Origin of the sequence: Hymenobacter sp. BT18, from assembly GCF_012273015.1 — a bacterium.
Taxonomy (GTDB): domain Bacteria; phylum Bacteroidota; class Bacteroidia; order Cytophagales; family Hymenobacteraceae; genus Hymenobacter; species Hymenobacter lutimineralis.
Genome location: NZ_CP050954.1, coordinates 853,003 through 876,410 on the forward strand (window position 1 = coordinate 853,003; position 23,408 = coordinate 876,410).

Annotated in this window: 23 protein-coding genes and 1 tRNA gene; 14 read left to right on the forward strand and 10 right to left on the reverse strand. The window is 59.2% G+C overall.

Going from position 1 to position 23,408, the window contains the following annotated elements; all coding sequences use genetic code 11:
• Positions 1-28: 28 nt before the first annotated feature.
• The 4 genes from HER32_RS03520 to HER32_RS03535 form a co-directional block, all read right to left on the reverse strand.
• Positions 29-874 carry an alpha/beta hydrolase gene (locus HER32_RS03520; RefSeq protein ID WP_168680584.1) on the reverse strand — a complete coding sequence of 282 codons (846 nt, stop codon included), beginning with the start codon at positions 872-874 and terminating at the stop codon, positions 29-31.
• Between the two features lie 154 nt (positions 875-1,028).
• Complete coding sequence (locus tag HER32_RS03525; RefSeq protein WP_168680586.1) at positions 1,029-2,381, reverse strand: serine hydrolase; 1,353 nt, start codon at positions 2,379-2,381, stop codon at positions 1,029-1,031.
• Positions 2,378-2,821, reverse strand: coding sequence for a MarR family winged helix-turn-helix transcriptional regulator (locus tag HER32_RS03530; protein ID WP_168680588.1), 444 nt, complete (start codon positions 2,819-2,821; stop codon positions 2,378-2,380). Before HER32_RS03530 ends, HER32_RS03525 begins: the two co-directional genes overlap by 4 nt.
• Before the next feature lie 247 nt (positions 2,822-3,068).
• Positions 3,069-3,914, reverse strand: a complete 846-nt coding sequence (locus HER32_RS03535; protein ID WP_168680590.1) for an SDR family oxidoreductase — start codon at positions 3,912-3,914, stop codon at positions 3,069-3,071.
• Positions 3,915-3,995: 81 nt separating this feature from the next.
• On the opposite strand from HER32_RS03535, the gene HER32_RS03540 reads away from it, so the two are divergent.
• The 3 genes from HER32_RS03540 (at position 3,996) to HER32_RS03550 (ending at position 7,615) form a co-directional block, all read left to right on the forward strand.
• Positions 3,996-4,418 carry a winged helix-turn-helix transcriptional regulator gene (locus tag HER32_RS03540; RefSeq protein WP_168680592.1) on the forward strand — a complete coding sequence of 141 codons (423 nt, stop codon included), beginning with the start codon at positions 3,996-3,998 and terminating at the stop codon, positions 4,416-4,418.
• Positions 4,419-4,960: 542 nt separating this feature from the next.
• Entirely contained in the window at positions 4,961-7,231 is a 2,271-nt protein-coding gene (locus HER32_RS03545) for a heavy metal translocating P-type ATPase (RefSeq protein ID WP_168680594.1), read from the forward strand.
• Between the two features lie 6 nt (positions 7,232-7,237).
• The gene (locus tag HER32_RS03550) at positions 7,238-7,615 is read left to right on the forward strand and encodes a cupredoxin domain-containing protein (RefSeq protein WP_149069053.1); all 378 of its coding nucleotides are present in this window, start codon (positions 7,238-7,240) and stop codon (positions 7,613-7,615) included.
• A 286-nt stretch (positions 7,616-7,901) separates the two neighbouring features.
• Here HER32_RS03550 and HER32_RS03555 read toward each other — a convergent pair.
• Positions 7,902-7,974, reverse strand: a tRNA-Lys gene (locus HER32_RS03555).
• A 120-nt stretch (positions 7,975-8,094) separates the two neighbouring features.
• Between HER32_RS03555 and HER32_RS03560 the strand changes: the two genes are divergently transcribed.
• On the forward strand, positions 8,095-8,778 hold the full coding sequence (locus tag HER32_RS03560; RefSeq protein WP_149069052.1) for a hypothetical protein: 684 nt from the start codon (positions 8,095-8,097) through the stop codon (positions 8,776-8,778).
• 26 nt (positions 8,779-8,804) lie between these two features.
• On the opposite strand, the gene HER32_RS03565 is transcribed toward HER32_RS03560, so the two are convergent.
• Positions 8,805-9,611 (reverse strand): SDR family oxidoreductase, encoded by an 807-nt coding sequence (locus HER32_RS03565; RefSeq protein ID WP_197748868.1) that lies wholly within the window; start codon positions 9,609-9,611, stop codon positions 8,805-8,807.
• Positions 9,612-9,809: 198 nt separating this feature from the next.
• Here HER32_RS03565 and rlmD point away from each other — a divergent pair, with 198 nt between their 5' ends.
• Both rlmD and HER32_RS03575 read left to right on the forward strand, forming a co-directional pair.
• Positions 9,810-11,219 (forward strand): 23S rRNA (uracil(1939)-C(5))-methyltransferase RlmD, encoded by a 1,410-nt coding sequence (gene rlmD, locus HER32_RS03570; protein ID WP_410503890.1) that lies wholly within the window; start codon positions 9,810-9,812, stop codon positions 11,217-11,219.
• Positions 11,220-11,657: 438 nt separating this feature from the next.
• Positions 11,658-12,032 carry a hypothetical protein gene (locus HER32_RS03575; protein WP_168680596.1) on the forward strand — a complete coding sequence of 125 codons (375 nt, stop codon included), beginning with the start codon at positions 11,658-11,660 and terminating at the stop codon, positions 12,030-12,032.
• A gap of 162 nt (positions 12,033-12,194) precedes the next feature.
• Here the strand turns inward: HER32_RS03575 and thiL are convergent, their stop codons facing one another.
• A complete protein-coding gene (gene thiL / locus HER32_RS03580) occupies positions 12,195-13,256 on the reverse strand; it encodes a thiamine-phosphate kinase (protein ID WP_410503891.1) in 1,062 nt (353 codons plus the stop codon).
• Between the two features lie 173 nt (positions 13,257-13,429).
• Entirely contained in the window at positions 13,430-14,575 is a 1,146-nt protein-coding gene (locus tag HER32_RS03585) for a T9SS type A sorting domain-containing protein (protein WP_168680597.1), read from the reverse strand.
• Positions 14,576-14,760: 185 nt separating this feature from the next.
• Here HER32_RS03585 and HER32_RS03590 point away from each other — a divergent pair, with 185 nt between their 5' ends.
• The 7 genes from HER32_RS03590 to HER32_RS03620 all read left to right on the forward strand — a co-directional run bounded on the left by HER32_RS03590 (position 14,761) and on the right by HER32_RS03620 (position 19,571).
• Entirely contained in the window at positions 14,761-15,348 is a 588-nt protein-coding gene (locus HER32_RS03590) for a TetR/AcrR family transcriptional regulator (RefSeq protein WP_168680599.1), read from the forward strand.
• Between the two features lie 35 nt (positions 15,349-15,383).
• Positions 15,384-16,382 carry a 1,2-phenylacetyl-CoA epoxidase subunit PaaA gene (gene paaA / locus HER32_RS03595; protein WP_149069047.1) on the forward strand — a complete coding sequence of 333 codons (999 nt, stop codon included), beginning with the start codon at positions 15,384-15,386 and terminating at the stop codon, positions 16,380-16,382.
• 107 nt (positions 16,383-16,489) lie between these two features.
• Positions 16,490-17,113 carry a phenylacetic acid degradation b gene (locus tag HER32_RS03600; RefSeq protein WP_168680601.1) on the forward strand — a complete coding sequence of 208 codons (624 nt, stop codon included), beginning with the start codon at positions 16,490-16,492 and terminating at the stop codon, positions 17,111-17,113.
• A 61-nt stretch (positions 17,114-17,174) separates the two neighbouring features.
• A complete protein-coding gene (gene paaC / locus HER32_RS03605; RefSeq protein WP_168680603.1) occupies positions 17,175-17,927 on the forward strand; it encodes a 1,2-phenylacetyl-CoA epoxidase subunit PaaC in 753 nt (250 codons plus the stop codon).
• A gap of 60 nt (positions 17,928-17,987) precedes the next feature.
• Positions 17,988-18,467, forward strand: coding sequence for a 1,2-phenylacetyl-CoA epoxidase subunit PaaD (gene paaD / locus HER32_RS03610; protein ID WP_168680605.1), 480 nt, complete (start codon positions 17,988-17,990; stop codon positions 18,465-18,467).
• A gap of 72 nt (positions 18,468-18,539) precedes the next feature.
• Entirely contained in the window at positions 18,540-19,130 is a 591-nt protein-coding gene (locus HER32_RS03615; protein ID WP_168680607.1) for a hypothetical protein, read from the forward strand.
• Positions 19,131-19,232: 102 nt separating this feature from the next.
• A complete protein-coding gene (locus HER32_RS03620) occupies positions 19,233-19,571 on the forward strand; it encodes a hypothetical protein (RefSeq protein ID WP_168680609.1) in 339 nt (112 codons plus the stop codon).
• 84 nt (positions 19,572-19,655) lie between these two features.
• Here HER32_RS03620 and HER32_RS03625 read toward each other — a convergent pair whose 3' ends face one another.
• Together HER32_RS03625 and HER32_RS03630 are read right to left on the reverse strand one after the other, a co-directional pair.
• Complete coding sequence (locus HER32_RS03625; RefSeq protein WP_168680611.1) at positions 19,656-21,392, reverse strand: M3 family oligoendopeptidase; 1,737 nt, start codon at positions 21,390-21,392, stop codon at positions 19,656-19,658.
• A gap of 31 nt (positions 21,393-21,423) precedes the next feature.
• Entirely contained in the window at positions 21,424-22,527 is a 1,104-nt protein-coding gene (locus HER32_RS03630; RefSeq protein ID WP_149069040.1) for a ferredoxin--NADP reductase, read from the reverse strand.
• Between the two features lie 153 nt (positions 22,528-22,680).
• Here HER32_RS03630 and HER32_RS03635 point away from each other — a divergent pair, with 153 nt between their 5' ends.
• Complete coding sequence (locus tag HER32_RS03635; RefSeq protein ID WP_168680613.1) at positions 22,681-23,373, forward strand: peptidoglycan DD-metalloendopeptidase family protein; 693 nt, start codon at positions 22,681-22,683, stop codon at positions 23,371-23,373.
• Positions 23,374-23,408 lie beyond the last annotated feature (35 nt).

The window sequence follows — 23,408 nt, forward strand, 5'->3', positions numbered from 1 at the left end:
GGTTTACCGCGAAGAATTCTAGCCGCGCCTACTTAGTAGCCGCCGTCTTACCGGGCTTGAATACTAGCCGAAAGGCCTGCAAAGCCGCCGGATGATAAATAGTGGCGTGGGTTTCTTCCGGCATGGCCTTGTAGTGCCAGGTAAGCGCCGGCCGGGCACTTTTTAGGCCTGCCGTAAAGCGGCGTGTAGTGGGTGCCCCCAGGGCATCCTTACTGAAAGCCACATACAGCGTCTTGGCTGGCCCTGTGTAGCTGCTCAGTCGGCTACCGGCCTGCTCGGCTAGGCTGCCGTTGTTCCACCACACGCTCGGGTCGAAGGCCAGGTAGGTGTCAAACAGGTCGGGCTCCAGCAAGCACGTTTCCACCACGAACAAGCCCGCCAGTGACTCGCCTACAATGGCGGTTTCCTGGGTAGTGCGGTAGCGTTGGCGGATGGCCGGCATCAGCTCGGTGCGGATAAACTTGCGGAAGGCGGCCGACCCGCCCACGCGCGGGGCTATTTTCAGGTCTTCCGCGTTTGTCGTCGGCCCGGTCATATCACGCCGGCGCGCGGTATTCTCGATGCCCACCAGGATGAAGGGGCGCATGGTGCCGTTGCCGGTGCCCACCTGCACCAGGCCGGCCACGTGCAGGAAGTCCTCGGCCATTCCCCCGTCGGGCATGTACAGCACCGGGAGTCGCGAGGTAGCGGAATCGGTGTAGGCCGCGGGCAAATACACGTTGATGCGGCGCGTTTCTCCCAGCGTAGCCGATTCTAGTGTAAACGTCTGCCCAATGGCCAGCGGCGCGGCGGGTGCCTGGGCATAAGCAGCAAGGCTACCGATTACACTCAGCAGGAGCAGTATCAGCGGCGACCGAAAAAGCAGATGGTGCATCAGGCAGGCTTTAAAAAGGAAATGTATCAGAAACAGGTTGCTGAACGTCGGTTCGGCTTACCTATCCAGCAAGTTAGCTGATGATAACCAGCACGAGTGGGCAATACGAACCTGTCGTGGCTGCCGTTCAATGGAAAGGAACAGGAAAAACTGCTTAGCGGGTCCGGCTTTTTCTCTGGATAGGCTCCTTCACCCCACCTTTCGTTAGCCTTAGGCCATCTACTTTTCCGCGCTTGTTGATCAGAAACTCCACGGTTCGGTCGGGCTTATCCGGTCGAAAAAACTTCCGCCCAGACTCCGGCACCAAGGGCGTGTTCAGGTCCTGCAAATAGAGCTGACCGTTGGCATAGCGGATAGTTACGCTGCTATACTGCCCCGCCAGCGCCGCCAACTGCTCCGGCGCCACGCTGATGGCCCGGTGGACGTAGGGCAACTCCACGTCTTTGCCAAATAAGATGCCCGCCAGCCCGTAGCTGATCCAGTTTGACTCGGCCTCGTTGTTAGACAGCACCGTCACCAGAATATCATCCTCCGGGTACCGGTCCCAGGTAGTCATGGCCCCAAAAAAGCCCCCGCTGTGCGTGAGCAGGGCATGGCCGTGGTTGTAGTACGGATTCACGAACAAGCCATAGCCATACCGGTCGAGAAAGCCGTTGCCCGCAAACCGTTGATTGTGGGGCGTGGCCATGAGGGCCTTGGAGGCTTCCGAGAGCAGTTGCGTGCCGCGCAGCGCCTGGTCCAGCCGGGCCAGGTCGCCCACAGTGGAGTACAGCCCGTCGTGCCCCACGTTCAGGCCCCAGTTGATGTAGGGGTTCTTGACGAAGCTCTCCCCTTCCTGGTAATACAAGCGGGCCAGTTGGGGAACCAGGACGGTGTTGCTGTTCAGGCCGGTACTGGTCATGCCAGCCACATCCAGGATATGGCGCTGCAGGTATTCGCCATACGGGAGGCCCGAGGCCTTTTCAATAATCTGCCCCAGCAGGTAGTACCCCACGTTGCTGTAGCCTACCCGCGCGCCCGGGGCAAACTGCACGGGCAGGCGCTGGATTACGGCCAGGGCAGAGTCGCGGGAAACGTTCGTATAATCCAGGTACTGCGCTTCAAAGTCGAGGGCCAGGCCCGCGGTATGCGTCAGCAGCTGGTGCAGGGAAATAGCGCCGCCGTTGGGGAAGCCGGGGAAAAACTTACTGAGCTTATCGGTAAGCTGTAACTGGTCCCGCTCCGCCAACTGCAGAATAGCCAACGCCGTGAAGGTTTTGGTAATGGAGGCCAGGGCAAACTTGGTATCTACGGTGTTGGGCGTGGCCCATTCGTAGTCGGCCAAGCCGTATGCCTGCTGTAGCAGCACCGAGTCGTGGCGGGTAATGAGCACCACCCCGGCAAAGTGGTTGACGGCAGCCTGCGCCTGCATGTAGGCGGCTAGCCGTGGCTGCACCGTGGGCTGCGCTGACGCTTTATTGAGACCCAGCCACCAGCCGAGCATCAGGCACCAGAGGAGCTGCTTCATTTCGGTAGCGCGCAATTTCCGATGATTTTAAGCAGTACCTGCTCGAACTGTTGCAACTCGGCCTCCGTCAGGCCCGCCAGGGCCGTGCGCTGGTTAAGCCGTATGGTGTCGCGCAGCTGAGCCAGAATATCTCTGCCCTGAACCGTAATTCGCAAGGCAAACTTGCGGCGGTCCGTGTCGTGCAGGTGCCGGGTGAGCAGGTTCTTTTTAATCAGCAGATCAATGATGCGGGTAATCGAGGCTTTGTCCTTGAATACCCGCTCCGCCAGTTGGTGCTGACTAAGCTCCGGGTGCTTATCCAGCACAATCAACGTCAGGGCCTGGTCTACGGTCAGGTCGCTCATCACGGCATCAACGTTGTGTTGGCAAAGCCTACGGTAGGTTTTGATGGCTTGCTCAAGGGTATACAGCAGGCTTTGCGTGGGGGTATCAACTAACATAGCATCTTGTTTGATACAATAATAGTTGATATATCAACTAAGTAGATCTTCCCTAACTTCTTTTTCTTTTTTCTCAGACATTTCCCTTTATAAATCAGCAAATTATCAGTAAGCAAAACACCCTTAGTTGCTTCACTTAAGTTTATGCTTTCCTGTAGGCAAGGCTGTAGCTGTTGTAATGCACGAAAAAGCCCCGCCAAATAAGCGGGGCCTTCTTGAAACTTGTTGGGCTTCAACCAACACTAAGTTAGCGCAGGGCAGCGGCTACGGTAGTAGCCAGTGGTGTGGTGGGGCGCCCAATCAGCCGCGAGAGTTGCCGGCTTTCATCAAACAGGGCCCCATGAGCGGCGGCCACATCCCAACCGGCAATGGCCTGCGCCAGACCTTCGGGCAGCCCAAATCCAGCCAGGGCGGCCGCATAATCGGCTCGGGGCAGGTCGCGGTACGGCAGGTCGCGGCCCGTCTGACGGGATACTTCCGCCGCCAGCTCGGCCAGCGTGAAGGAGTCGTCGCCGGCCAATTCATACGTTTTGCCTTCGTGGCCGGGGCTCGTCAGCACAGCTACTGCCGCCGCGGCAAAGTCGGCGCGGGCGGCTGCCGAAATTTTACCCTCCTGGGCGCTGCCAATAAATGCGCCGCCTGCCAGGGCGCCGGCAATAGAGTTGGTGTAGTTTTCGGTGTACCAGCCATTGCGCAGCAGCGTGTAGGGAATCCCAGCGCTTTTCAGGGTTTCTTCGGTAGCGCGGTGCTCATCGGCCAAGCTCAACTCCGAGACGTCGGCGTGCAACAGGCTGGTGTACACAATATGTTTTACCCCATTCTGGCGGGCCGCCTCAATTACGTTGCGGTGCTGAGCGGCGCGCTGGCCTATTTCGCTGGAGGAAATCAGCAGCAAAGTGTCGACGCCGGCGAGGGCCGCCGCAAGGGTTTCGGGCCGGCTGTAGTCGGCTTCCCGGACGGCAACCCCCAGGTCGGTGGCCTTGGCGGGCGTACGCACCAGGGCTACTAGCTGGTCGGTGGGTACTTGGGATTTGAGCTGCTCAACAACGAGGCGGCCGAGCTGGCCAGTGGCGGTGGTAATGGCAATGAGCATGATACGGTAGCTAAGAAGTGATGGAAAAGCCAAAATTACTTCCTATACTTACCAAAAGTAAGTACGCACAGAAAGGTTAGTATGAAAAAAGTGAAAATAGTTTCGGGAGCCGGGCAGGAAGGGTTATCGGGAAAACTGCTGCGCGGGGACTTGCTTTCCGCCGCCTGCCCCTCCCGCATCATTCTGAAGCACATGACCAGCCGCTGGGGCGTGTTGGTATTGATTTCTCTGGAAGGAAATACCCGTCGCTTCAGTGAGCTGCGCCGCCTGATCGGGGGCGTTAGTGAGCGGATGCTGGCCCAGACGCTGCAGTGGCTGGAAGCCGATGGCCTGGTGAAGCGCGTAGCGTACGAGGTGGTGCCCCCGCACGTGGAGTACAGCCTCACGCCCCTAGGTCAGGAAGCAGCCGCCAAAGTCCGGGATTTGGCCGACTGGATTGAAGGCAGCTTACCCAGCCTGATGCAGCACTGGCCTGCAGGGATGCTGACCGAGGCGGAAGAGTAGCCTTCCGCATCCCCTACCGCAGCCCGCTCCCACGTGACGGCTACGCCGAAAAACCAGGGAGCGTTCATTGCAGTCAATAGCCTGCAATGAACGCTCCGGGCGGCTCTACTATTCAGCGCCGTTTTGCGCCGGTCCTTAAACTCCTGCTTTTCCACCGGTTGGTCGTTTAGCAGGAGTTGAGGCCCATGCCCACCCTGTGGGCCGAGTGCCCTGCTCCCGGGTCGGGCCGAGTTGCGGAACTGGCGGCGTTGTTTCGGCGGGCTTGTTGGCGCAGCTGGTCAGCCGCAAGTAGCCCGAGCACAGGACAATGAGAAAAAAACGGGAAGTCGTGTATCGTCGCGTTGAGGGGCGCCCAAGCCGTGAAACCAGCCGGCTCAGGCTCGCTGATGCCCAAGGCCGCTACTTTTAGGGCAGGAGTGAATTATGCAAGATTATGGGAAGATTCCGTACCAACCCGGGCCGGATCAGTTCGTTCCTTTGTTGCGTGAGCTTACGTGCTGCCTAGGCAGTTTAGACAGCTTTACGGCCACGCTACCTTTCTTATGGAACCTGCCACCAAAACAGAAACCCTCGATATCGAAGGCATGACCTGCGCCTCTTGCGCGGCCTTCGTGGAAAAGTCGCTTAGCCGCACGCCCGGCGTACAGCGCGCCGTGGTAAACTTTGCCACGGAAAAAGCCACCATTGATTACCTGCCCACGCAAGCCAGCCCCGCCAGCCTGAAGGAAGCCGTGATTAGTGCCGGCTACGGCGTGACGGAGCGTGCCCCCGCTACCAGTGCCACCGACCGCCAGGCGGAAATCGACCGGCAGAAGGCCCAGGCCTATCAAAAGCTCAAACGCCGCTTCTGGGTGGCGCTGGGGCTGGCCGCCCTCATCATGCCGCTGAGCATGCTTATGCTCTGGCCCGCTATAATGGCCCGCATCAACATGCAGGCACTGAACTACGGCCTGCTCATCCTCACGCTGCCGGTACTGCTGTACAGCGGGCGTGAGTTCTACTCCTCAGCCTGGAACAGCTTCCGGCACCGGGCCGCCAACATGGATACGCTTATTGCGGTGGGCACCGGGGCTGCTTTCTTCTACAGTGTGGCTGCTACCGTCGTACCGGGCTGGTTTATGCGCCAGGGCATTATGCCGGAGGTGTACTACGACACCACGGCCACCATCATTGTCCTCATTCTGCTGGGCAAGGTGCTCGAAATGCGCGCCAAGACGCAGACTTCCGCCGTCATGAAAGCCCTGCTGGGCCTGCAGGCCAAAACTGCCCGCCTCGTGCGGCCCGGCGGGGAGGAAGTAGACATTCCACTGGAGCAAGTGCAGCTGGGGGATATTCTCCTGGTACGCCCCGGCGAGAAAGTAGCTACCGATGGCGTGGTGGAAGACGGGCGCTCCTCCGTGGACGAGGCGATGCTGACGGGGGAAAGCCTGCCCGTGGAAAAAAAAGCCGGTGACGCCGTATTCGGTGCTACGCTCAACAAAACCGGCTCCTTCCGATTCCGCGTAACCAAAGTAGGCGCCGATACCCTGCTGGCACAGATTGTAAAACTGGTGGAAGACGCTCAGGGCAGCCGTGCCCCCATTCAGCGACTGGCCGATAAAGTCAGCGCCATTTTTGTGCCTACGGTGGTCGTTATTGCCCTCCTCACGTTTGTACTCTGGTTTGACCTGGCGCCAGTGGCTACGCGCCTGCCGCTGGCTTTGGTCAACTTTGTGGCGGTGCTCATCATTGCCTGCCCTTGCGCGCTGGGGCTGGCTACGCCCACCGCCATCATGGTAGGCACGGGCAAAGGCGCCGAGCACGGAGTGCTCATCCGCAACGCCGAAGCCCTGGAAAAAGCCTACCAGGTCAACACCGTGCTGCTCGATAAAACCGGCACCATCACCCGCGGTGAGCCGGCCGTAACCGACGTGGTGGCCCCCGGTCAGGATGCCAGCCGGCTGCTCCAGCTGGTAGCGGCGGTAGAGCGCCAGAGTGAGCACCCACTGGCGGCGGCCGTGGTGCGCCACGCGCAGGCGGGCTCGGCTGTGCTCCTGGCCGCCACGGGCTTCCAGGCTTTGGAAGGCAAAGGCGCCAGCGCTACGGTCGACGGCCAGGTGGTGCTTATCGGCAACCAACGCTTGTTGCACGAAGCAGCTATACCCCTCCCATCTGAACTGTCGGCCCAGGCCGAGCAGCTATTAACGCAAGCGAAAACGGTGCTGTACGTGGCCGTGGATGGCCTGGCCGTAGCTCTGATCGGGGTGGCCGATACCGTGCGCGAAACTTCGGCCGCTGCCATCCAGCGGCTGCAGCGGCAAGGCATTGAGGTAGTGATGATGACCGGAGACAACCCACACACGGCCGCCCAGGTGGCCCGGCAGGTGGGCATCACCCGGTACTTTGCCGAAGTACTGCCCCGGGACAAAGCCAGCAAAGTGCAGGAGCTGCAGCAGGAAGGGCGTGTGGTGGCCATGGTAGGTGACGGCATCAACGATGCGCCCGCCCTGGCCCAGGCCGACATCGGGCTGGCCATTGGCACGGGCACCGATGTGGCGCTGGAAGCCGCAGGCATCACGCTCATGCGCTCCGATTTGCAGGGGGTGGTAACGGCCATTGAGCTCAGCCGGCAAACCATCCGCGTTATCCGGCAGAATCTGTTTTTTGCTTTTATCTACAATGCGCTGGGTATTCCCATAGCGGCGGGCCTTCTCTACCCATTCTTCGGCCTGCTGCTTTCGCCCATGCTGGCAGCCGCCGCCATGGCCCTAAGCTCGGTGTCGGTGCTGACAAATTCCCTGCGCCTGCGTGCTTTTTCTCCCTCTCATTCTTAGCGCCACATGGATATACCCGAAATCCTGGTCACCGCGACCGGAATAACCCTGGCCGCGTTGGTGGTCTGGTACTTCTTCTTTTCCACTCGCCCAAAGGCCCGGGCTCAGGCCGCCTCGGGCGGGGTGCAGGCAGTAACCATCATGGTAAAAGGTGGCTATACTCCCGAGACAATCGAGGTAGAATGCGGCAAACCCGTGCAGTTAAGCTTCTACCGCGCCGAAGAAAACGGCTGCTCGGAGGAAGTGTTATTTCCCGACTTTAACCTTCGCCGTGAGCTGCCGGCTTACCAGACCACGCTGATTGAGTTGCGACCTGAGAAAGCCGGCAGCTACGAGTTTACCTGCGGTATGGGCATGCTCCGGGGCCGGCTGATAGCTAGGTGAGCGGTGGCCGAGCACTGCCAGTGCGTCGTGCCTTCGCCCTTCGTGCACGCAAAGAGTAGCCAACAGCCCCTGCGGTAATTACGGCACCCCTATGAGACGCTACTGCTTACCGGGCTGACCTAAGTTTCCTAATAACCTATCAGAGGTTGGTTTGAGCTGACACTGGAGCTGGCGCCAACGGCCGCCCGGGTTGGGCCCATCGGCGGGGCAATAAGCAACAATGGTTATTTTGATACCTTGCACAAAATAAAAAACCCTCCTGGCAGCGCGCCAGGAGGGTTTTTAGTGATTCCGCTGGGATTCGAACCCAGGACCCATACATTAAAAGTGTATTGCTCTACCAGCTGAGCTACAGAATCATTTACTTTGCAACCGGCGTTGGTTATTCGCTGATTGTGGCACAAAAGTAGAGGGCCTTGCCGTATCCTGCAAACGTTTTGCTCAAAAAACTGTACTTTTTTTTTCTTTTTTGTCTTCTTTTGAGCCAACCAGTTCTGGCCCAAAAAGATAGACAACTCCTGCAAAAAGCCGATTCCCTGTTTGAGTTGGGCTTGCCGGTCCAATCGTATTCGCATTATCGGAACCTGCAGCGGCAAAATCAGCTTGCCAGCACGCGGCAGCTGCTTCGCATGGCCTACATCCAGGAGCAGCGCGGGCAGTATCCGGCGGCGCTTTACTACTTATCGGTGCTGCAGCACCGGCGCCCCAGCACCGCTACCTGGTATAAAATGACCGAACTGGCGCAGGCCAATCGTTTGGAAGGCTACAGCGCGTCGTGGCAGCAGGCGGCCCGGGTCAGTGTGCAGCGCTACTACACCTACTTACTGCAGGCCGTGCTGACGGTAGCCGTAGCTACTGGCACCGTGCTGCTGTGGCGGCTGCTGAAGCGGCGACCAGTGGCTTCGGGCTGGTGGGTTGCTTTCGGATGCTTTCTGCTGCTGGCGGAGGGTATCGTCAACCTACTGGGGCCGGAGCAGGTGGGGCTGGTATGCCGGCCCCGGGCCGCCATCATGAGTGGGCCGGGAGCGGGTGCCACGTGGCTGACCGTAGCCGCTGCCGGCGACCGGCTGGCGGTGGAGGGCACCCAGGATATCTGGTATAAAGTACGCTGGCGGGGGCGCCAGGCGTATATCCGGCAGCGCAACCTGCTGGTGGTGGAATAGCCAGCGGCAGCAGGTTGCGCATCGGGCTACTTCAAGGGGGAGTTTTTCTCTTTGCGGAAGTGGCTCAACACCAGCTTATCGGCCAGGCCCGGCAGCAGCTTGTTCACCCATACCGTAAGCTTGCCCTGAGTGGTAAGTACCAAGTCGCGACGACGCTGCTGCACGGCGCGCAACAGATGGCCGGCTACTTCCTCGCTGCTCATGATGTTGCCCTCATCCAGCGGCGACTCGCCCTGCTGCGTGCCGTCGGCGGCCAGGGCCACGTTCCGGATGTTGGAGGCGGTGAAGCCGGGGCAGGCCACCAGCACGTGCACGCCCTGGGGCAGCAGCTCCGTGCGCAACGCTTCCAGGAAGCCCTGCATGGCGAACTTAGACGCCGAGTAGCCCGTGCGGCCCGGCAACCCCCGGTAGCCGGCAATGCTGCTCACCCCCACGATAGAGCCTTTGGTAGCCAGAATATGGGGCAGCGCGAACTTGGTGGTATAAACAGTGCCGAAAAAGTTGGTTTGCATGAGCTGGCGAATAACCTCCAGGTCGGCATCCTGAAACAGGGCCCGCATGGAAATGCCCGCGTTGTTCAGCAGCACATCCAGTCGGCCGAAAGCCGCTACGGTTTCGGCTACAACCCGCTGCGAATCAGCCTCGCTGCCTACATCGGCCCGAACGGTGCGGTATTCGATACCTAAGTTTTGCAGCTCAGCGGCCGTTTCGCGCAGGCGCGCTTCGTTGCGACCCGTGATAACCACTTTGGCGCCTGCCTGCCCAAAAACCACGGCGCAGGCCCGCCCGATGCCCGACGTACCGCCGGTAATAAGCACTACTTTTCCTTTCATGAGCACAAAGCTATAGGAAGATGCGAAGGGCACTGATATGGTGGGCAAACGGAAAAACACTTTACACAGGCGCTTGCCTCTCTCTTCACGGCTCATCGACGCAGGCTCCAGCCTGATAGGCGCTGATTTTGCGGTAAACCGCCCGCCCGGCCAGCTTATCTTATGCAGCTCCGGGCATTATCCGCTAATTTTGTCCCCGTGAGGAAATCCGTTAAAAACATTCCCGCGGAGCTGCTCCGCGAAGTCGAAATTACCGACATGGTGGCCGAGGGCAAGTGCCTGGTGCGCCGCGAGAACCTGGTCATCTTTGTGACGCAAGTAGCCCCCGGCGACGTGGTGGACCTGCGCGTGACCAAGGCCAAAAAGAACTTCCTGGAAGCTGTGCCCACGCACTTTCATAAGTATTCCGCTTTACGCGTAACGCCCTTCTGCGAGCATTTCGGCACCTGCGGGGGCTGCAAGTGGCAGCACCTGGGCTACGATACCCAGCTCAAGTTCAAGCACCAGCAGGTGGCCGACACCCTGCAGCGCATCGGCAAAGTAGCCCTGCCCGAAATCCTGCCGATTCAGCCTTCGCCCGACCAGACGTATTACCGCAACAAGCTGGAGTACACCTTCAGCCACAACGGCTGGCTCACCAACGAGCAGATCAACAGCGGCCACAATTACGAGCGGCGCGTCCTGGGCTTCCACACCCCCGGCCGCTTCGATAAGATTCTCGACATCAACCACTGCTGGCTGCAGCCCGACCCCAGCAACCAGATCCGGCTGGCCGTGCGCGACTACGCCCTGGAGCACGAGCTGCCCTTCAACAACCTCGTGACCCAGGAAGGCTTCCTGCGCAACCTCATCATCCGCACGGCCAACACCGGCGACCTGATGGTGATTCTGCAGTGCTACTACGCCCACGACGCGCTGTTTCCGCTGCTGGATTTCCTGCACGAGCGGTTCCCGCAAATCACCTCCCTCAACTACGTGCTCAACGACAAGGGCAACGAAACCTTCCACGACCTGGAGGTGGTGTGCTACCGGGGCGAGCCGCACATTCACGAGGAAATGGAAGGCCTGCGCTTCCGCGTCGGCCCAAAATCCTTCTACCAGACCAACTCCGACGGGGCCTTCAACCTCTACAAAATCACCCGCGACTTCGCCCAGCTCACCGGCTCGGAGCTAGTCTATGACCTCTACACCGGGGCCGGCACCATCGCTAACTTCGTGGCCCGGCAGGCCCGGCACGTGGTGGGCGTGGAGTATGTGGAATCGGCCGTGAAGGACGCCTACATCAACTCCGAAATCAACGGCACCACCAACACCGAGTTCTACGCCGGCGACATGAAGGACGTGCTCAACGCCGAGTTCATCCAAAAGCACGGCCGCCCCGACGTGGTCATCACCGACCCGCCCCGCGCCGGCATGCACCCCGACGTAGTGGCCCGCCTGCTCGAAATGCGCGCCCCCCGCATCGTCTACGTCAGCTGCAACCCCGGCACCCAGGCCCGCGACCTGGAGCTGCTGGACGAAGCCTACAAAGTGGTAAAAGTGCAGCCCGTGGACATGTTCCCCCACACCCACCACGTGGAGAATGTGGTGCTGCTGGAGCTGCGGTAGTGTAACTGATTATGAATAGCTACTCCCTTGCTTCTTTCTCAGCCTTTATTACAGGCTGGATAGCTATGCAAGTATCTTTTTTGATAGGGATATATTGTTTTACAGATTATTCTCTGGGAAAAGACATATTATGGTTTGCCTGCCTCTCTTGGTTTGTGAGTTTGGCTTACAATGTCTTTTGCATACAGTTGCCCAGAAAATATATTAAGATTCTGCATAATAGACTAAGCCTCTTCCAGTTTGCTTTAGCTATGTGCATATATGGGTTAACAATATTTATTATATCGTTCTTCACTATCATTTTTCGAAATTATTCAGAGGCTGATATGCAGCACCTAAACTTCATATTAATATCTGCCGCAGCAATTAACGGACTCGTCTATGGCACGGCTTTCTACTCATTGTGGAAGCCTGTCAGACTAACATAAAGCTCATTCCATGGACTACACCAACGACCCCGAACTGAACGGCAAATACCTAGGCACCATCACCAAGGACTTTGCTACCGTTTCCGATACACTGAGCGAAGCTTCCTCGCAGATCCGCAAGCGGGATATTTCCAAGTATCCCATCTTTGTGTTTGCCCGCCAGGAGGTGCCCCTGGGCGGCCTGCTCATCAACGCCGACGAGCTGAACCTGGAGTGGCACGTATTCGCCAGCTACCTGGAGCTGTTCGTGCAGCAGGGCATCGTGGGCCAGGACGGCATCGAAGCCTTCCAAAACACCTACCGTGACGCCAACGAGTATTGCTGCCTGTTCGTGCTCGACGAGGAGTTCACCAACTTCGTCTACATCCCCTACCCGGAAGACTGACCACTGATTACACGGATTTTTCGCGGATTTCACAGATTTTGTGGTCTACGCTCGTCCGCTTTCCTCAACTACTCTGTAACGCAGAAAGGCTTGCCAGTTGGCAAGCCTTTCTTGTTTTCGATCAGCCACAAAATCCGTGAAATCCGCGAAAAATCCGTGAAATCAGTGGTCGAAGTGGTTGAAGCCCTGGGCGCGGAGCGGAACGGGCTGGCCGGCTTTGGTGATGAGGTTAGCCCCTTCGCTCTTGTCCACCATGTGGCCGATGATGGTGATATCGGGGTGGTTCTTGATCTTGTCGTGGGCCGACAAGGGCACGGTGAAAAGCAGCTCGTAGTCCTCGCCGCCGTTGAGCATGCACATGATGGGGTCGAGGTTGAACTCCTCAGCTACTTCCAGCGTGGGGTTGGCAATGGGCAGGTTTTCGGTGAACACGCGGGCCCCGGTGCCGCTGGCGGCGCACAGGTGCAGGACTTCGGAGGCCAGCCCGTCGGAAATGTCAATCATGCTGGTGGGCACCACGCCCAGGTCGCGCAGCTCGTGCACCACATCCATGCGGGCTTCGGGGCGAAGCTGGCGCTGCAGCACGTAGGGGTATTTGCTGAGCTCCGGCTGCGTTTCGGGGTCGGCCTGCCAGGCTTGCTTTTCGCGCTCCAACACCTGCAGGCCCAGGTAGGCCCCGCCCAGGTCGCCGGTCACGCAGAGCAAATCATTGGGGCCAGCGCCACTGCGACGCACGGCCTTGCCGGCTTCGGCGGTGCCCAGGGCCGTGATGCCGATGGTCAGCCCGCTACGGCTGCCGGTGGTGTCGCCACCCACCAGGTCTACGTTGTAGGCCTCGCAGGCTAGTCGAATGCCTTCGTAGAGTTCCTCTACGGCCTCCACCGAGAAGCGGGACGGCACACTCAGGGCCACCACAATCTGGGTAGGCAGGGCGTTCATGGCCGCTACATCCGACACGTTTACGGCCACCGCTTTGTAGCCTAAGTGCTTTAAAGGACAGAAGGTGAGGTCGAAGTGCACCCCTTCCACCAGTAGGTCGGTGCTGACGACTACCTCCTGCCCGGCCGTAGGCGCCAGGATAGCCGCATCGTCGCCGATGCCCAGAATGGTGCTGGGCTGATGGAGCTGCACGGTTTGTTGGATTCGCCGAATCAGGCCAAACTCACCTACTTTATCTAAGGGCGTCACGTCGCTCATGGTACTGCGTATTATGATAAGGAACATCAGCCGCAGCTTGATATGCCGCAACGCTGTTTCGAGGCAAAGATAGCGGGCTTCAGGGCTACACGCAGTGCTGCCATAAAACACGGTGCCGCTCCCTGTTTCAGGAAGCGGCACCGTGTTTAGCAGCCAAGCTGTAAAGCAAGCTTGGCTTTGGCAATTGCAGTAACTGGCGGTTATTTAATCACCAGCTCTTTGTACACCGTGATTTGGCCATCGGTGCTGGTGCACTGCACAAAGTACAGGCCGGCTTTCAGCTTCGATACGTCCAGGGTCAGGTTAGCATCCGCTTGGTTGCGGGGCTGCACCGAAATGCGCTGGCCTAGGTTGTTGAGGACCGTAATACGGCCCACCTTCACGTTACGGAGCGAAATCGTCACCTTGCCGCCCTGAGCAGGGTTGGGGTAGATGCTGATGCCCGTGTTGAATTTGTCGAGCGTTTTCAGCGTGGTGCTGTACGTGCCTAGGTCGAAGTCGTACTCGTGGGAACCCAGGCGGGAGTAGTCCTGACCACCGGGGTTGCTGGAACCATCCGGACCGTTGAAGGCCGTAGAGTACATCATCCAGGTATCGGCGATGTTGTAACCGCCGGGGTTGCGGGTGGGCGGGTTGGAGCCGGGTACGTTCTGGGGCAAGGGGTTGGTGAAGGCCCCACCCGATACGTTGGGCCGACGAACGATGGACTGGTTGGCCGAGGTAACGTATACTTTGGGCGTGCCATCCTCCTTAACCCCATCGGCTTCCTTGTTGGCGCCGCTCCAGTTGCCGTCACCCGTGCCAGCCGCATTCAGGGGGTTTTCCCCAATTACGCCAATCAGGTCTACAATTACGCCTGCCCCTACGCCGGCCGTGCCGCTAGGGTAGCGCACCAGGGCAATGGCGTCGTTGCCGTTGAAGAAAGCCACACCACCCGTTTTGATGGTGTTGGGGCCGCTGACCTGGTAGGCCGCGCTCAGCTGATCCGCCACGGTGAGAATATCCGAAAGGCTAGCCGTCAGGTTAGCGTACACGAATACTTCGCCGGGCAGCAGCACGTTTTCGCCGCTGCTGCGCATCAGGCGTTCTTCTTCGGTTACCGAAGTCGAGCCATTGGAGTAACGGCGTACAGAATAGGCATTCAGATTAACGGTAGATTTCGTAGGATTGAAGATTTCTACCGTCCGCTCATTACCGGTTGATTTGATGGGGTTCGTTTCGGGATAAGCAAAGGTGTTCTGATGGGCGCCTTCGTTATACTCCGAAAAGAACAACTCATTAGCCTGCCCAAACGACGTTGACGCCGCAAGCAGTAAGGCTGAAAGTACTGCGTAATGTTTTTTCATGGAGCAATGGATGAATGTACAAACCGGCTCAAAGATACGGTCGGTTTCTGGTTTCTCCCCGTTTGAAATCGGGATAATACAAAGACCAAACTATACGCTAACAGGAATTTCTGTATACTACCCCGTTGACAGTTGCATTTGCTAACGAACGTTCGGAATCTTATCTTTGTTTACCCAGCAGCCCTATGGAAACAGCCGCCACTCCTCTCTCGCGCAAGGCCCAAATCGACCAGGTCGCCACCGACTTGTTTCGGCGGCGCGGCTTTGCCGCTACCAGCATGCGGGAACTGGCCGCTGCCCTGGGCATAGAGGCCGGCAGCATTTACTCCCACATCCGCTCCAAGGAAGAAATCCTGCACCGCATCTGCTTTGGCCTGGCCGAGTCATTTATGGGCGGCCTGCGCGCTGCCCAAACCGAGTTGCCCGCTACTCCCGCCGGGCAGCTGCGCCGCGCCATCGAAAACCACGTGCGCGTGCTGATTCAGGATACGGCGGCGTCGACGGTCTTTCTGCACGAGTGGCGCCACCTCAGCGAGCCGGCCCTCACGGAGTTTCAGCACCTGCGGCAGCAGTACGAGGCCGAGTTTCGGGAGCTGATTGCCCAGGGTGTACAAACCGGCGCCCTGTACACCCCCGACCCCGCGTTTGCGGCACTGACCTTGCTGGCCAGCTTGAACTGGTTGCCCAGCTGGTACCGCCCCGATGGCCCTCTCACGGCCGACCAGATTGCTCAGCGTTTAACCGATCAGCTTCTCGACGGTTTAGCTTATTAGTTTCCTTTCTCTCACGCTTCCATCCCCACCCAGTTATGTACGGCTCCGTCAGCACCCACGACATTCCCGCCCAGGCATCTACCGGCCTCGAAAACGAAGACCCGCAGCTGCTGGCCGAATTTGAAGCCCGCATAGCCCGGGGCGAGAAGATTGAGCCCGACGACTACATGCCGGCGCTCTACCGCAAGCAGCTCATTCGCATGATTGAGCAGCACGCGCACTCCGAAATCATCGGGTCGCTGCCGGAGGGCACCTGGATTACCCGGGCGCCGGGCTTCCGCCGCAAAATGGCCCAGATGGCCAAGGTGCAGGACGAAGTAGGCCACGCGCAGCTGCTGTACTCGGCGGCCGAGACGCTGGGCAAGTCGCGGGAGGAAATGCTTACGGACCTCATCACGGGGAAAAGCAAGTACTCCAACGTCTTCAACTACCCCACGCCTACCTGGGCCGACTCCAACGTCATTTCCTGGCTGATCGACGCTGGCGCCATTGTCAACCAAATGGCCAATGCCCGGGGGTCTTATGGTCCCTATTGCCGGGCCCTGGAGCGGATTTGCGCCGAGGAAAGCTTCCACCTGAAGTATGGTCACGATGCCGTAGTGCACATGGCGACCGGCACGCCTGTTCAGCGCCGCATGATGCAGGAGGCTTTGAACCGCTGGTGGCCCCCGATCATGACGTTTTTTGGCCCCGCCGACAAAGCCAGCCAGCACACCGAGATTTTGATGCGCTGGAAGGTGAAAATGGCGTCGAACGACGACTGCCGCCAGCAGTTCCTGGACATGTACGTGCCCAAGATCCTGGAAATCGGGCTGACCATTCCGGACCCCAACCTGCGCAAAAACGAAGAAACCGGAAAGTGGGAATACACGGAGCCCGACTGGGAAGAGCTGCGCCGCGTCATCAACGGCGACGGGCCCTGCAACCAGGAGCGCCTGGCCGTGCGCCGGGCCGCCGAGGAAAACGGGGCCTGGGTGCGCCGGGCTCTGCAAGCCAAGCGCCAGGCGCCCAAGGCTGTACGCCCGCTGGCTTAATTTAATTAAGAATGAAGAATTAAGAATTAGGAATGGGGAGGTAGGCCGGCGTATTGCGCTGGGCGAAATTTCTCAATTCTTAATTCTTAATTCTTAATTACTCCCCGATGCTTTCTTCCCTCGACCCGCGCATTGCCCGCCTGGCCCTCCCCGATGCGCCCGCTGCCCTGCAGCCCAAAGCAGCCTTCGACCAGTTTGAAACCTACGAAGTCTTTCACCAGAAGAAGGACGGAGCCCCTTTCAGCTACGTAGGCCCGGTGCACGCCCCTTCGGCCGATGTAGCCTTTCTCTTTGCCAAAGAGCAGTACAGCCGCCGCGCGGCCTGCTCCGGCATGTGGGTAGTGCCCACCAGTGCCATCAGCCTTACCCGCTACGTGGGCGACCAGGAATCGGTGTACGACGTGGTGCCGACTCCCGCCCCGGAGGCTCCCGGTGTCCCGGCCGAGTCGGAAGACTACCTGATCTTTCACCTTAAGAAACGCGGAAAAGCGCACACGCACGTAGGAGCAGTGCAGGCCACGTCGGCAGCTGACGCCCTGGAGCAGGCGAAACGGGCTTTCGGCGAGCAGCGCCCCGTGGTGAATGTGTGGGTAATGCGCCGCGCCGACGTACTCACCTCGGAGCTGGAAGACCGCGACATCTGGAGCACTACCCCGGAGAAAAAGTACCGCGACGCCATTGCTTATAAAGTGCAGGACCGCATTGACCGGTTCAAGCAGGAGCATTCCTGAGTTCGTATTCTCTTCCCGGCTTCTGCTTCCTTTAAAAAGTTAGGCTCCGCTGCTACCATCCATGATTGACCCCAAAAAAGACCTGCTTTACCGGCTGGCCGACGACCAGCTGATCCTGGGCCACCGCAACTCTGAGTGGAATGGCTTAGGCCCTATTCTGGAAGAGGACATTGCCTTTTCTTCCATGGCCCAGGACAAGCTTGGCCACGCCCTGCAACTGTATTCCTTGCTCCACGAACTGGGCGAAGCCGAGCCCGACACGGTGGCCTTCACCCGCAATGCGGGCCAGTTTCACTGCTGCCAGCTGGTGGAGCTGCCGATTGGGGATTACGCCTTTTCGCTGATGCGGCACTTTCTCTTCGACCATGCCGAGCTGTTACGCTTCGAAGCCCTCACGGCTAGTTCTTACGAACCGTTGGCCCAGGTGGCGCGCAAGCTGAAAGGCGAGCTGAAATACCACGTGCTGCACGCCAATACCTGGATCCGGCAGCTGGGCACCAGCACCGACGAGGCTATTGAAAAGCTGCAGGCTGCCCTCGACCTGACGCTGCCCTACGCCTTGGCTTTGTTTGAGAAAACGGAAGCGGAACCGGCAATTATTGCCGAAGGCATTTTCATTGGCGAAGATGCGCTGCGGCAGCAATGGCTGGAGAACATCAGCCGCGTGCTCAGCCAGACGGCTCTGGAGTTGCCCGACGTTACGACCATCAGCCCCGTAGAAGGCGGCCGCCACGGAGTACACACGGAGTTTTTGCAGCCCCTGCTGGATGAAATGGCTGAAGTATTCCGGCTCGACCCCACCGCCGACTGGTAGGTTGGCTTGCAAGCATCGTCTTTCATCTCTCCTACTCATCCCGAACCGCCTTTGCTCCGCATGACTGAAGCTACCATTCTCTCCTGGCTTGATGAGGTAAAGGACCCCGAGATTCCCGTGGTTTCGCTAGTGGACCTGGGCGTAATCCGGCGCGTGCAGATTGCACCGGATGGGCACGTATCGGTTTGGATGACGCCTACCTTTTCGGGGTGCCCGGCGATGGACTACATGCGGCGAGACGTGGAACGCGTGTTGCGCGAGCATGGCGTGGCAAACCACACCGTTTCCATGTCCTTGGAGGAAGCCTGGAGCAGCAACGACGTGACGGAGCGCGGCCGGCAGGCCCTGCGGGAGTTTCGTCTTTCGCCCCCTCCCCCGCACCAGGGCATCATCGACCTGGATATCCTGGAGTACGCCGAGTGCCCCCACTGCGGCTCGCACAATACGGAGCTTCGTTCGCCGTTTGGCCCTACGTTGTGCCGGGCCCTGCACTACTGCCTCGACTGCCGGCAGGGGTTCGAGCAATTTAAGCCGGTATAGCGCAACTCCCGGCGAGCAAGGCTTGTTTTCGCCGGAATTGTTGTTAGTTAGCGCACTCCTATTTCTTGTCGTATGACCTCTAAATATTCTTTTTGGCTAGCCTTTCTGCTGGTAGTCGTAGCCGCCGCCTGCAACCGCACGCCCAAGCCCCTGGATCCGGCTTCTGCCAAAGCTGTCAAGCTGCAGCTTGATGTGCTGCAGGACACCGTAGCCAGCCGCTGGAGCGAAATGATAGCCAGTGACGATGCCAAGCTTAGCGCCACGCGCCAGGTGCTGCGGGCTCTGGCCGAGCAGCCGGGCACCAACCGCCCCCAGGTACAACAGCTTAGTCAGGCCAATGACCGCCTGGTTCGGCGGCGCTACAACCAGCAGAGCATGCGGGAATCGGCGCTTATCGATGCCTATGATGCCGCGCAGGACTCGGTTCTCCGGGCCGTATACGCCGTAGCTTCGCCCGCCGCCGGCCAGCCCGATGAGTTCATCCGCAACCTCACGGAAGGCATCCAGCAGTACGACGATGCCGTATTGGGCTACCGTGTACGCTACGACCAGGCAGCCAAGCATTTCAACGACTACCTCCAGCTACACCGGGCAGAGCTTGCCGAACTGGGTGGCAAATACGCCAAGTTGGAGCCACTACCGCTCTTTACTATTCAACTGTAAGCAAACTGTTCTGCGGTCGGAATAGATAAGCTGCTTTGCGTATGCAACGCAAAGCAGCCCGCACGGCTCTTCATTTCAAGAGCCCATCTATTTTAACTGCTTATGCGCTTCTTCAATACCCTTCGCCTTACGCCGGGCGTGCTGGTAGCCGCCGGGGCTATGCTGGTTTTGCCCGGCTGTGCCCACGACACTGTGACGCCTGAGTGCACTACTCTCGCCACCGCCCGCGACTTAACCGGCTTGGATGGCTGCCGAATGGTTCTGGAGTTGGCCGATGGCTCCCGCCTGGAGCCATCAGGAGAAATCTGGCAGAACTTCCCCGCGAAAGATGGGGAGCAGGTGTTCGTCAGTTACGAAACAGAGTCCCGCGTGAGCATCTGCATGGTAGGCCCATCGGTCCGGGTTACCTGCATCCGAGCCGCTGCGGCTACTACCAATTAATTACCTGCGCTTTTTCTCACTCACTCACCAAAAAAGCCCCATGCATTGCATGGGGCTTTCTTTTACTGGTTAACCGCAGCCTCGTTACAGCTTGGCCATTTCGTCGCGCACGAAGTCGGCCAGGGTGCGCAGGTAGTCGGTGCTAAAGTCGAAGCGGATGCCAGCGGCGGCATAAATCTCGCCGATGGGAGCCGTGTAGCCCAGGGCCAGGGCGCGCTTATAGGCCTCCAGTGCTTGCCCCGGGTTCTGGCGGAAGTTCCGCCACACGGCAATAGCACCCAGTTGGGCCATAGCGTATTCGATGTAGTAAAAGGGCACTTCGTAGAGGTGCAGCTGCTTTTGCCACAAGTAAGGCTTGTATCCCTCCAGTCCTTTCCAGCTCACGGTGCGCTGGTTGAACTCATCGAAGATGTCGGTCCAGCACTGGTGGCGCTCCGCCTCGGTATGCTGCGGGTTTTCGTACACCCAATGCTGAAACTTATCAATGGTGGCAACCCAGGGAAATGTTTCGAGCACACTTTCCAGGTGGGTCTTTTTGGCCCGGCGTAGCTCTTCGGCATCGGGAAAGAACACGTCCCAGTGGTCCATGCTCATCAGCTCCATGCTCATTGAAGCCAGCTCGGCTACTTCGGACGGGGGGTGCTTATCGGCGGAAAGCGGCAGGCGGCGGGTAAGAAAACTATGCACCGCGTGGCCGCCCTCGTGCAGCATGGTTACCACGTCGCGCAAGGAGCTGGTGGCATTCATAAAAATGAACGGCACCCCGGTTTCATCCAAGGGGTAGTTATAGCCCCCGGGTGCCTTGCCTTTCCGGCTTTCCAGGTCCAGGTTGCCCATTTGCCGCATAGTGCGCAGGCAGTCGGCCAGGAAAGGGTCGAGGCGCTCAAACACCGTCACGGTTTTTTCCAGCAGCTCCTCGCCCGTAGCAAAGGGCCGCAGCGGCGCTTTCCCCGATACGTCTACATCCAAGTCCCAGGGGCGCAGCTCCGCTAAGGCCAGGTCCTGCCGCCGCTCCAGGTCGAGGTCATCGATGAGCGGCACTACCGTTTCGCGAATGGCCTGGTGAAAGTCGCGGCAATCCTGCGGGCTGTAGTCGAAGCGGCCCAACGCGGCAAACATGTAGTCGCGGAAGTTGGGGAAGCCGGCATTCCGGGCCATCTGATGACGCAGCTGCACGAGTTCGGTAAACAGTGCGTCCAGGTGCTGGGCATCCTGCAGGCGGCGCTCCTGAATAGCGCGGTAGGCTTCTTCCCGCAGGGCCCGGTTCGGGTTTTTCAGCTGGTCGGCCGCCCGGGGTAAGGTCATTTCCTCGCCGTGCAGCGTTACCGTCATGGCCCCCACGGTGGCGGCGTACTGCTGCTGCTTGGTGCTGATTTCGGTTTTCACCGGAATGTTAGCCTCCCGGTAAATCTCGAGGGCTTGGCGGACCGAGCGCACAAATACCCGGTAGCGGGCCGCATCGAGTTCGGGCAGAAACTCCGACGCCATCATTTTCTCGTTGAGAGCGTGGTCGTAGGGCGCTACCTGGGGCTCAATTTCACTTACAAAGAACTGAAAGGCCTCGGCGCGCTCCTGATCCTGAGTATCACAGGTCATGCGGATATAGCGCCAAGCCATATCCTCGCTAAGCACACTTTCCAGCTCGGAGCGGTCGAGCAGCCAGCGTTCCAGCTCGGCGGCGGAATGAATAGCCCGGTCACGTAACTCGATAAAATAAGCTTCCAGCCCTGCCCAGTCCCCTACTTGAAAATCTTCGGGCAAATAATGGCGGGGCGGGCGCTGCGTGTCGGTAGCCAGCGCAGTTTCGACGAAAGTATCCATCTAGAAAAGTACTAAAAATGCTAAGCTCGGCCTAGCCGATTTCAATTACGACGTCGCTGGTGAGGGGATGACCAACGCATACCAAGACATAACCTTGCTTCATTTCGGCGTCGGACAGCCCTTCCCGCTCATCTAAATGAACTTTCCCGCTTAGGCATTTGCCGCGGCAGGCGGTGCACAATCCGGCCTGGCAGCTATACGGCAAATCGATGTCGAGGTCCAGGGCAGCTTCCAGAATTGTTTGCTGCGGGGTTACTTCAAACTGGTATTCCGAGCCCTCGTAGTTGATGGTGACGTTGCGCGTGACAATTTTGCCGTCGTCGTCAGAAGAGACGTCGCCGTGGCCATTGGGCTGAGCGGCGGCGGCTTCCATGGTTTCGGCCGCGGCCACGAAGCTTTCCCGGCGAATTCGCTCGGCGGGCACGCCCAACAGCTCCAGCGCCGCCTTGGCCTCGGCCATCATACCCTCGGGCCCGCAGAGGAAATACTCGGCCTGCGCGGCCGGAATCTGGCGCTGCTCCAGGATGCGCAGCAAAGTAGTGCGGTTGAGGCGGCCGGTGTGCTGGTGGGCGGCCGGTCCCTGCGTGGGTTGGCTGTACACGTGCTCTACCTGCAGGCGGCCGGCATACTGCTGCTCCAGCTGGCGCAGCTGCTGGCCAAAAATGACGGACGCCTCGTTGCGGTTACCGTACACCAGCAGCACCTGGCTTTGGGGTTCTTCCCGCAGCACCGCTTTCAGGATGCTCATGAGGGGGGTGATGCCGCTGCCGGCCCCCACCAAGACAATAGAGCGGGCCAACTGGGGCTGGGGCTGCAGGGTGAAGTTGCCGAGGGGCGCCATCACCTCCAGCTGTTGCCCGACGCGCACGGTGTCGAGCAAGTAGTTGCTCACCAGCCCACCCGAAACCCGTTTCACCGTCACAGCCAGCCGGGGCGCTTCCCCGGGGGTGCTGCTGAGCGAGTAGGCCCGCCGCTCCTTTTTACCTCCCGGGCCGCAGGGTAGAATCAGCGTCAGAAACTGACCGGGCTGACAGGCTACCGGCTGCCGGTCGGCGCGTTCGAAGTGAATGGTAGCGGCATCGGAGGTTTCCTGGGTGATTTCAACGACGTTGAGCGTGAGGTATGGGGAGCTCATTCAGGCAAGTAAACGGGTGGTAAATGGAAATTTAGCTGATTGCTCCGGGGAGCATTACGGGGTGCAAATTACGTGAATCCGGCGGGTACGTTTTAGCTTGCGTACACCTTTCGGGTATACGATTTTCCCTCTCCCTCCGGTTTACTGCTTTTCATGACTTCGCTTGCTTTAGTACTGCGCCAGCACCAGGCCGAATTTGCCCCCGTGCTGCCCGTTGATTTAAGTGCCCCAACCGTAGCCCGGCTGGATTTTTCGGCTGCTAACCCCCGGCTTACAACGGCCGATTTGGGAGATACCGCTGCCTTTGAAGCGCTGGTAGAACAGCTTCTGGAACAGCAGCAGGCCGCTATCGGGGTAGGCGGTTATTTGGAGCACCGGGTAATCTACCGGCGAAGTCCCGGTTTGTTTGGCGATGCAACCCAACCTGCCCGTTCCCTGCACCTGGGCGTAGACGTATGGCTGCGGGCCGGCACGCCCGTGATGGCGCCGTTGGCAGCCGTAGTGCATAGTGCCCAGGACAATGCCGGCTTCGGCGACTATGGCCCCACCGTAATACTGGAGCATGAGCTGGCCGGTACCACCTTTTACACCCTGTATGGTCACCTTACGCGCCGCGAAACCGCCCTGCTGCGGCCCGGTATGGTGATTGAGAAGGGCGGCACCTTCGCCGAAGTAGGCCCAGCCCCCGAAAATGGCGACTGGCCCCCGCACCTGCACTTCCAGATTATTGCCGACCTGCAAGGCCGCGTAGGCGACTTCCCTGGGGTGGCCGCACCGGAAGAGAAAGCGCAGTGGGCCGCCCTCTGCCCCGACCCTAACCTGATTTTGCAGAGTAGCCACCTGTAGGCTAAACCACGGATTCGGGCGGATTTATCGGATGA